The following is a 7,034-nucleotide window of genomic DNA, read 5'->3' on the forward strand; positions in this document are numbered from 1 at the left end:
CTTTGTCGACAAGCTGAGGCTGCCGACAATGTCGGCAGCCTTTTTATGACGCAGAATCTTTTTAATTGTAAGAATTCAAAAATTATTTTGACTAAAGGATCGTCACGGTATATAATCTACTAAACAATTTCATACCGGGAGCACGGTAATCTAGCGTGACGTTAGATTTTAAAAGGGAAGATTGGTGAAAATCCAACGCGGTCCCGCCACTGTAATTGAGGAGGTTATTTCAGAAAAAACCCACTGTTTCTATACGGGAAGGGTGAAATAACCGCTGATTCATGAGCCAGGAGACCTGCCTGTTCTGACACACCATATACCTACGGTCGATAGGAGGTGTTCGAGTTGACGTAACAAAAGGCTACGTTTATTTCTCGTTCACAAAAATGCTGAATCAGGCATTCACCTTCAACCCATCCGGAGAGTGAGTGTCTTTTTTTATTGAATATTAAAAGGAGGAGACCTAACATGACAAATGTGAAAACAAGCAGCTTGGGATTTCCAAGAATCGGCTTGAACAGGGAATGGAAAAAATCGCTTGAGGCCTATTGGAAAGGAAACAAAGAACGTGAGACATTCCTGAACGAAATGGACAAACAATTCGTTGCAGCCCTTAAAACGCAGGTTGACCAGCAAATCGACATCGTACCGGTTTCCGACTTTACATTCTATGACCACGTTCTGGACACGGCGGTGATGTTCAACTGGATCCCGGAGAGGTTCAAACATATTAACGATCCTTTGGACACTTATTTTGCAATGGCGAGAGGCACAAAAGAAGCCGTATCGTGCGAAATGACAAAATGGTTTAACACAAACTACCACTATATCGTTCCTGAATATGAAAAAAACGCACAATACCGCCTCACAAACAATAAGCCGCTTGAAGATTACCGCCGGGCGAAAGAGGCATTGGGCATCGAAACGAAACCCGTGATCCTCGGCCTTTACACGTTTGTAGCGCTGGCCAAGGGCTACGAAAAACAGGATATCAAAGGCATTTACAAAAGCATGATCCCGCTTTACATCCAGCTTCTGAAGGAACTTGAAGAAGAAGGCGTAAAATGGGTACAAATCGACGAACCTGCGTTTGTCACGGCTTCTTCTGGCGAAGTCGCCGCCGCGAAAGATATCTACCAGGCGATTGCAGCCGAAGTATCCGGGCTGAATATCCTTCTGCAAACGTATTTTGATTCTGTTGATGCATACGAGGAGCTGATCTCCTTTCCGGTTGAAGGAATCGGCCTGGACTTCGTCCATGACAAAGGAAAAAACCTCGAACAGGTAAAAGCGCACGGCTTCCCTAAAGATAAAGTGCTTGCCGCCGGAATTCTCGACGGGCGAAACATTTGGAAAGCCAACCTTGAAGAACGGCTCGACTGGATTACGGAGCTGATCGGCGAACTCGGTGTGGGAGAGGTGTGGATTCAGCCTTCAAACAGCCTGCTTCACGTTCCTGTCGCCAAGCACCCCGATGAACAGCTGGCCGGCGATTTGCTGAACGGCCTGTCCTTTGCAAAGGAAAAGCTTTCAGAAATCAGCCTGCTGAAGGAAGGATTGGTTTCCGGGAAAGCGGCCGTCAAAGAGCAAATCGATGCAGCAAACAGGCATCTGGAAGCCCTTAAACAATTTGGAACCGCCGCGGACACGGCGTTCGCTGAAGAAAGAAACAGGCTGACCGCAGAAGACTTTAAGCGGGCGACGCCTTTTGAAGAGCGGCTCAGCATTCAAAGCGAATCGCTCGGCCTGCCGATTTTGCCGACGACAACGATCGGAAGCTTCCCGCAAACCGCCGAAGTGCGCAGCGCACGGCAAAAATGGCGGAAAAAAGAATGGTCAGACGAGCAGTACGAGGCATTTATTAAAGCCGAAACGAAAAAATGGATCGATATTCAGGAAGAGGTCGGGCTTGACGTTCTCGTTCACGGAGAATTCGAAAGGACGGACATGGTCGAATATTTCGGCGAAAAACTGGGAGGGTTCGCATTTACCAAGTATGCCTGGGTGCAGTCTTACGGCTCCCGCTGCGTCCGTCCGCCGGTGATCTACGGGGATGTCGAATTCAAAGAGCCGATGACGGTCAAAGAAACGGTGTACGCCCAATCCCTGACCTCCAAACAGGTAAAAGGGATGCTGACAGGACCTGTTACGATTTTAAACTGGTCGTTCGCCCGCTACGATCTTCCGAGAAAAGAAATCGCATTTCAAATCGCGCACGCCCTCAGAAAAGAGGTCGAAGCGCTTGAAAAAGCCGGAATTCAAATCATACAGGTTGACGAACCGGCCTTAAGAGAAGGACTCCCGCTGAAAGAACGCGACTGGGATGAGTACCTCTCATGGGCGGCTGAAGCTTTTAGATTGTCCACATCATCTGTCAAGGATACGACGCAAATCCATACGCATATGTGCTACAGCAACTTTGAGGATATTGTTGACGCGATCGAAGACCTTGACGCGGACGTCATCACGATCGAACACAGCAGAAGCCACGGCGGATTCCTCGATTATCTTGAAAAGCATCCGTATTTGAAAGGGCTCGGTCTTGGGGTATACGACATTCACAGCCCGCGCGTCCCTCCGGCAGATGAAATGCTCTCGATCATTCAGGATGCCTTGAACGTTTGTCCTGCCGACCGCTTTTGGGTCAATCCGGACTGCGGCTTAAAAACGAGACAGCCTGAAGAAACGATTGCCGCGTTGAAAAATATGGTTGAAGCTGCAAAACAAGCGAGAGACCAGCTCGCTCAAACCGTTTGATATCAAAAAGAACCGTCCGTATGGATGGTTCTTTTTCATTATAGTTCTTAGGAACTAATTATCGCGGTTTAATTGGCAAATTTTTATTATGACTTTTGATTCATTCGTACGATTTCTTTCCAGATTCTTTTCTTTTAACATATTGATAGTAGATGATGGAAGGGAAGGAAAATATGTAGTGATAGACGATGGAAAATCCTTAGAAAGAGAATTAAAAAGAAAAGCGTATGATGAAGATATTCACTCTCTCACACTTTATGTAAAAGATTTGAATTCTGTTATAACTGAGCTGAGACATGAAAGCTCGTGCATTTTAAAGGCTCATCAAATGCATATGAACGGATGGCGGGGCCAGGCGCGGGAAATGTATGACGCCCTTTTGGATGATCTCGACCGCGTGGAATTTCGCGTGTATGACAGACTGAGAACCGTGAAACAGCGTGTCGCCGAGGAGATTGAAAGGCTTCAGCTGGAAGCCGGGGAGCTTTAAATGGCCATTCGCCTGAATGTACATGATTTGCACGCCCTAGCCCGCCAATTTCGCCATTCCCATCAGCAAATCAGCGACCTGATGCACCGTTTGAACCGCCATCTGCAGGTTCTGCTGTCAAGCGTGACAGCGGCAAAAACAAGCGCCATCGATCAGGCGCAAACCGACATGGAACATGAAATCAAAGGATACTTGCATACGCTCGATGATCTGGAGCATTTGCTTTCACACACTGAAGCCCGCATGATCAAAACGGATCAAATGCTTGCGGCGCGGCTATTTCAAAGCGGCGGACACTTAACCGGCTATCCGCCCATTATAAGCTTATTGGCATCAGTGCGCCCGTCCGGAAGCTTCAGGCTGACAGCATCGCTTTTATCAGAGCCGCTTGTTTTGATGAAGCAATTAAAAGAAAACGGCCTGTCCGGCCTGTTCTTCAAAGACCGCGGCACTCCGTATTTTCAGTTTGATGAACAAGGAAAAAAACAGCTTTGGTCTGTGCGCCGCCTGCTAAGCCGGAAAGTTACGGGGAATCTGTGCCTTATCGCATACGGACAAATTGCCGGTTCCCCCCTTTCCCGCACGGTTTTCACGTTCGCAAACGTCAAAACGAAAGCCGGCATATCCGATGTCAAAACGATTCGCCTGTCCGACTCTTCGTACATCTCCGCCGCGAAACTTGGCGATCCCGTGCGAGAAAGCGAACGCGATTGGTAATTAAAAAAGAAGCCTTTAAGGCTTCTTTTTTAATCATTACCATGTGGCGCCGGCCTGCTCAATCCGGTGCTCTCCGTCTCCTTCTTTTAATATGACTGCGTCTCCGTTTTCCTTGATTGCGGCGACAGCCAGCGCCGTATCATGGACATAGCTCGAATTCCATACATCATCAATCGGACGTTTTTTGAAGATATTCAGCAGCATGAGGATGAAGACGGAATGGGTAACAAGCAGAATGTTTCCTTCCCGGTGCTTTTCGGTGATTTGTCCCAGAGCCCGTCTGACCCGCCCTTCAAATTGGCGAAAGCTTTCCCCTTCATTCGGAATATACCGTTCAGGCGCCTGAAAGTAGGCGTCAAGCATCTCAGGATCGTTTCGTTTGATGTCTTCAAATGTCTTGCCTTCCCAAGAACCGAGAGAAATTTCTTTAAATATGCCGTCTTTGATGATAGGGATCGAACGATTTTTGAGGATCGCCATAGCGGAGTCTACGGCACGGCCGCTTGTGCTGACATATGCAGCCTGAAATGGGATGTCCTTCAGCTTTTCGCCGAGCGCTTCGGCATTCGCCAAACCTAAAGGCGTTAATTTTGAATCCTCCCAGCCTTGCATTCTCTTTTCAATATTCCATTCGGTCTGTCCGTGTCTGGCAATATACAAAGTAAGCAAAAAATCCTCTCCCGTCCATTTCTATGTATGTCTATTTTATGTGATGCCAAATATGAAATCAAAAATAAAGAATATTCTGAACTAAATTCATTTTTCTTTGTCAATCAGCTATAATCATCATGAGGACGACCAAGGAGGATACAAAAGATGAATCATGAAGCATTTTTGCAGCGTGCGATCGAACTTGCGGTCGAAAGTGTAAAGGACGGGACAGGCGGCCCGTTCGGCTGCGTGATTGTCAAAGACGGCCGGATCATTGCCGAAGGGAAAAACAATGTAACGACGAGCAATGATCCGACCGCACATGCCGAAGTGACGGCCATTCGGCTTGCCTGTGAAGCACTTGGCGATTTTCAGCTGAACGACTGCATTATTTATACAAGCTGTGAGCCTTGTCCGATGTGCCTGGGGGCGATTTACTGGGCGAGGCCAAAGGAAGTGTACTTTGCGGCAAAGGATTCCGATGCCGCATCAGCCGGTTTTGACGACTCGTTTATTTATGAGGAAATCAGAAAAAAACAGAGCGACCGAACGATTCCTTTTTATCATATAGAGCTTCGGGATAAGCTCGAACCTTTCCTCACATGGAAGCAAACGGACGATAAAATACAATATTAGGGAGCCTTCAAGGCTCCCTATTGTTTATACCAGTCAAGGTGCTGATCTTCAGCTTCGAAGTCCAGGCTTTCCGCTTTACCGTCCTTCTGAATGCTGAGCCTTACCGTTTTCCCCTTCAGCTTACCCGGACTTTCTGCTATATCCCGCTCAAAATCAGCCGTTTTCTGATACGTCTTGTTTCCGGCTTTTGTCTTGACTGTAATCCGTTTACCGGTTTCATCAACAAGCGTTGCGACGATTTTTCGGCTTCCGTCCTTTTCCTGTTCATATACGCCGTTTTCATCGGCTTTCGACTGCGGCATCAGCTCAATCTCTTCTGCTTCCTGGCTTTTTCCGTTCACCTCCACTTTCACAAGCTTGCCCATGAGGTCTTCGTAGTCTTCATTGTTCTTAAAGCGTTTGCTTTTTGTAATAATCACTTCCTGATCTTTGATCTTGATGGTCATCTGGTCATCTTCAGCTTGTACATATTGTCCGATAAGATCAAAGTCGTCTTCTGTTTGCTTATCTTTATCATAAGAGTATTTTCTTAAATCGCTTTTTTTCTGAGCGGCTTGATCAGCCGGCTGCTGCCGATCGTTTTCCTGCGCGCCGCCGGCACATCCCGAAAACATGGCGAATACAAGAAAAACGGTTATCATCATCGTCCATTTCATATATTTCATGTTGGGCTCCTTTCGAGTAATGGATGCTAAAAAAGAAAGCAAACTCCTGTTTGCTTTCCCGCCTGAAAGGCTATTTCACTTGCAGGTCTACATCGATGTTTCCTCTCGTCGCCTTGGAGTAAGGGCAAAATTCGTGCGCGGCCTTCACAAGCTCCTCGGCCTTTTCTTTTTCCAATCCGCCTGCGGAGACAACGAGCTGAACGCCAATCTTAAATCCGCCGTCACTTTCATCCTTTATTAAACTTACACGGCCTTCTACCTCAGATTCAAGATCAATGCCCTGCTTTTTGGCGACGAGTTCCAATGCGCCGCCGAAGCATGCTGCATACCCTGCGGCAAACAGCTGTTCAGGATTTGTTCCTGTCTCTCCTTCCTTTTTTTCATTCGGCATGACAAGATCGTAATCCAGGATTCCGTCATCTGAAGCGACGTGTCCGGATCTTCCGCCTTTTGCCGTTGCTTTTGCTGTGAATAATGCAGTCATCTCAACTTCCTCCCCTAATGTTTTTGTCCTTACTTCTTATATTTCACAAAACGCGCTTTTTAAACATGATACTTGTGAAAGAATAGGAAAAAGACGAAAAATCTTATACAATAAAAACGGAACAAAATAAAAGTTGGTGAATCGATGGCAAACGAATTTGAACATATGAAGCTTGACAGGCAGCTGTGTTTTCTGCTTTATGCCAGTTCGCGCGAGATGACGAAGCTGTACAAGCCGCTTCTCGATGAGCTGAACATTACCTATCCGCAATACTTGGCGCTTCTTTTATTGTGGGAGCATGAAGGTTTAAGCGTGAAGAAAATGGGGGAGCTTCTTTACTTGGACTCAGGGACTCTGACACCGATGCTGAAAAGAATGGAGCAACGCGGGTTGATCACGAGGGAACGGTCGCCTGAAGATGAACGGTCTGTGATCGTCAAACTGACTTCCTCCGGTGCAGAGATGAAAGAAAGAGCAAGCTGCATCCCGCAAACTATGCTGGCGCAGACGAACCTGCCCGTTGAAGAGCTCGAGCGATTAAAACACTCGCTCAGTTCGCTTCTTGCTTCAATGACGAAAGAAAACAGAAAGTAAAAGCGCCTTCAATTGGAAGGCGCTTCAGCTTGTCGACAAA

8 protein-coding genes and 1 riboswitch are annotated in these 7,034 nt (G+C 47.0%); of the genes, 5 read left to right on the forward strand and 3 right to left on the reverse strand.

Going from position 1 to position 7,034, the window contains the following annotated elements; all coding sequences use genetic code 11:
• Positions 1 to 125: 125 nt before the first annotated feature.
• Positions 126 to 317, forward strand: a riboswitch (cobalamin riboswitch).
• Positions 318 to 468: 151 nt separating this feature from the next.
• From metE to V7126_RS23615, 3 genes are all read left to right on the forward strand, one after another.
• Positions 469 to 2,757 carry a 5-methyltetrahydropteroyltriglutamate--homocysteine S-methyltransferase gene (gene metE / locus V7126_RS23605; protein WP_175076271.1) on the forward strand — a complete coding sequence of 763 codons (2,289 nt, stop codon included), beginning with the start codon at positions 469 to 471 and terminating at the stop codon, positions 2,755 to 2,757.
• Positions 2,758 to 2,935: 178 nt separating this feature from the next.
• Positions 2,936 to 3,247, forward strand: a complete 312-nt coding sequence (locus V7126_RS23610) for a DUF5082 domain-containing protein (protein WP_175076272.1) — start codon at positions 2,936 to 2,938, stop codon at positions 3,245 to 3,247.
• Positions 3,248 to 3,964 (forward strand): WXG100 family type VII secretion target, encoded by a 717-nt coding sequence (locus V7126_RS23615; RefSeq protein WP_175076273.1) that lies wholly within the window; start codon positions 3,248 to 3,250, stop codon positions 3,962 to 3,964.
• Positions 3,965 to 4,000: 36 nt separating this feature from the next.
• Here V7126_RS23615 and V7126_RS23620 read toward each other — a convergent pair whose 3' ends face one another.
• On the reverse strand, positions 4,001 to 4,633 hold the full coding sequence (locus tag V7126_RS23620; RefSeq protein WP_046131853.1) for a histidine phosphatase family protein: 633 nt from the start codon (positions 4,631 to 4,633) through the stop codon (positions 4,001 to 4,003).
• 147 nt (positions 4,634 to 4,780) lie between these two features.
• Between V7126_RS23620 and V7126_RS23625 the strand changes: the two genes are divergently transcribed.
• Complete coding sequence (locus V7126_RS23625) at positions 4,781 to 5,251, forward strand: nucleoside deaminase (protein WP_046131852.1); 471 nt, start codon at positions 4,781 to 4,783, stop codon at positions 5,249 to 5,251.
• Positions 5,252 to 5,268: 17 nt separating this feature from the next.
• Here the strand turns inward: V7126_RS23625 and V7126_RS23630 are convergent, their stop codons facing one another.
• Positions 5,269 to 5,916, reverse strand: a complete 648-nt coding sequence (locus tag V7126_RS23630; RefSeq protein ID WP_175076274.1) for a hypothetical protein — start codon at positions 5,914 to 5,916, stop codon at positions 5,269 to 5,271.
• A 70-nt stretch (positions 5,917 to 5,986) separates the two neighbouring features.
• Positions 5,987 to 6,400 (reverse strand): organic hydroperoxide resistance protein, encoded by a 414-nt coding sequence (locus V7126_RS23635; RefSeq protein WP_046131850.1) that lies wholly within the window; start codon positions 6,398 to 6,400, stop codon positions 5,987 to 5,989.
• Between the two features lie 144 nt (positions 6,401 to 6,544).
• Between V7126_RS23635 and V7126_RS23640 the strand changes: the two genes are divergently transcribed.
• Positions 6,545 to 6,994, forward strand: a complete 450-nt coding sequence (locus V7126_RS23640; protein ID WP_335499795.1) for a MarR family winged helix-turn-helix transcriptional regulator — start codon at positions 6,545 to 6,547, stop codon at positions 6,992 to 6,994.
• The last annotated feature ends 40 nt before the right edge of the window (positions 6,995 to 7,034 follow it).

Origin of the sequence: Bacillus sp. JJ675, assembly GCF_036963165.1 — a bacterium.
Classification (GTDB): domain Bacteria; phylum Bacillota; class Bacilli; order Bacillales; family Bacillaceae; genus Bacillus; species Bacillus glycinifermentans.

Coding starts and splice junctions, on each gene's coding strand:
- V7126_RS23630 (WP_175076274.1), bottom strand. CDS start 5,916: ATGAAATATATGAAATGGACGATGATGATAACCGTTTTTCTTGTATTC.
- metE (WP_175076271.1), top strand. CDS start 469: ATGACAAATGTGAAAACAAGCAGCTTGGGATTTCCAAGAATCGGCTTG.
- V7126_RS23625 (WP_046131852.1), top strand. CDS start 4,781: ATGAATCATGAAGCATTTTTGCAGCGTGCGATCGAACTTGCGGTCGAA.
- V7126_RS23640 (WP_335499795.1), top strand. CDS start 6,545: ATGGCAAACGAATTTGAACATATGAAGCTTGACAGGCAGCTGTGTTTT.
- V7126_RS23615 (WP_175076273.1), top strand. CDS start 3,248: ATGGCCATTCGCCTGAATGTACATGATTTGCACGCCCTAGCCCGCCAA.
- V7126_RS23635 (WP_046131850.1), bottom strand. CDS start 6,400: ATGACTGCATTATTCACAGCAAAAGCAACGGCAAAAGGCGGAAGATCC.